General features: G+C 74.4%; 1 protein-coding gene. It reads left to right on the top strand.

All coding sequences use genetic code 11. From position 1 onward, the window contains the following. The first annotated feature begins 110 nt into the window (after positions 1 to 110). On the top strand, positions 111 to 1,304 hold the full coding sequence (locus H5J30_RS33040; protein ID WP_181791387.1) for a hypothetical protein: 1,194 nt from the start codon (positions 111 to 113) through the stop codon (positions 1,302 to 1,304). Positions 1,305 to 1,452 lie beyond the last annotated feature (148 nt).

The raw sequence follows: 1,452 nt of genomic DNA, 5'->3' as shown, positions 1-1,452 counted from the left end.
GGCCGCCTGGCCGACGCGGCCGACCGGCTCGAAGAAGCCCTCGACCGCCACCCCGGACTGCGGGAGCGGCATCTGACCCGGCTCACGACCTGGCGACGAGGAGTCATCCAATGAAGGAGTCCCCGGCCCGCTTCGCCGACCTGGCGGGGCTGCGGCTCTACCGCAGGAACATCTTCGCCGTCACCGGGCTGCCCGTGGACGCGCGGGGTCCCGCGGTGCGGCGGCACAGGCAGCGCCTCGACGCCCGGCTCGCGGTCGAGAAGACCTGGGCGGGCGACGCGCACTCGCCGGTGTGGGACGGGTACCGCAAGGACGAGGTCCGGCTCGCGTTCGAGGAGTTCCAGGACCCCAGGCGCCGGCTCGTCGACGAGCTGACCTGGTACTGGCGGGACGCCGACCTCGGCTGCGCCTGCGGCCCCGCGACGCACCAGCGGCACGACGAGGCCGTACGCGCGCACCTCACCGCCATCGAGGCGGAGACCGGCCACGGCGACATGCCGGCGGCCCGGCGCGCCGGGTACTGGAGCGACGCCGCCGACGGCTGGGCGGAGCTGCTGGACTCCCCCGGCCTGCGCAGCCACATCGCCCACCGGATGACGGCCCTGGCCGACCCCCGGCTCGACGACCACGCACCGGACGACTTCCTGGCCGGCCTCCCCGGGCTGCTGCTCTCCCCGTTCGCCGAACTCGCCGCCGACCGGTCCGTACGGCCCCGGCTGGCGCAGGTCTGCGCCGGGTGGACGGACCACCCGGTGTTCGCCGCGCCGCTCCCCGACGTCTTCGAGGACACCGTCGAGGACTCGGTCGACCGGCTCAAGGACGCGCTGCGGACCGCCGGGGAGCGGCACGAGTCGGGGCGGCACGCCGACGCCCTCGCGACGCTGGAGGAGCAGGTGCTGCCCGCGTACGCGGAGTTCGAGTCGCTGGAGCGGTTCGTCTCGGAGTCGCGGTCCGAGGAGATGGCGCACACGGTCACCGTGGCGCTGAACAACGTCGCGCTCGGGATCTGCGAGGCGGGTCTGCACAAGCCGCTGCGGCAACAGCTGATCCAGGCGATGGAGGCCGCGAGCAGGATCGCCCCGGCGCGCGACCAGGCGCAGATCGACGAGAACCTCAAGGCCGTACGGACCGGTGGCGCCCCAGCGGGAGCGGCCCAGCAGCTCAAGCCCAGCGAGTGCGTGGGCTGCGTCGTCCTGCTGCTGTCGATCGCCGGCGGGGTCGTCGCCGGTCTGACGGCGGGGGCCGCCTGGGCGACCGGGATCATCATCGGCGGGTTCGTGCTCGTCGGAATGTTCAGCTCATGAAGTCGTACGCCACCCAAGGAAGGGCTCCGATGACACAGCACGCCCGCCACCGGGCCGGGGGCCGCCTCGGCGCCGCGCTCGGACAGTGGCGCCAGCCGCCCGAGTTCCGCGTCCCGCCGCCGCAGCTCGACCCGGCCCAGGCGGCGTG

Origin of the sequence: Streptomyces phytophilus, from assembly GCF_013870535.1 — a bacterium.
GTDB lineage: Bacteria > Actinomycetota > Actinomycetes > Streptomycetales > Streptomycetaceae > Streptomyces > Streptomyces phytophilus.
Note: the sequence above shows the minus strand (reverse complement) of the source record. Positions and strands in the feature narration are given on the sequence as shown.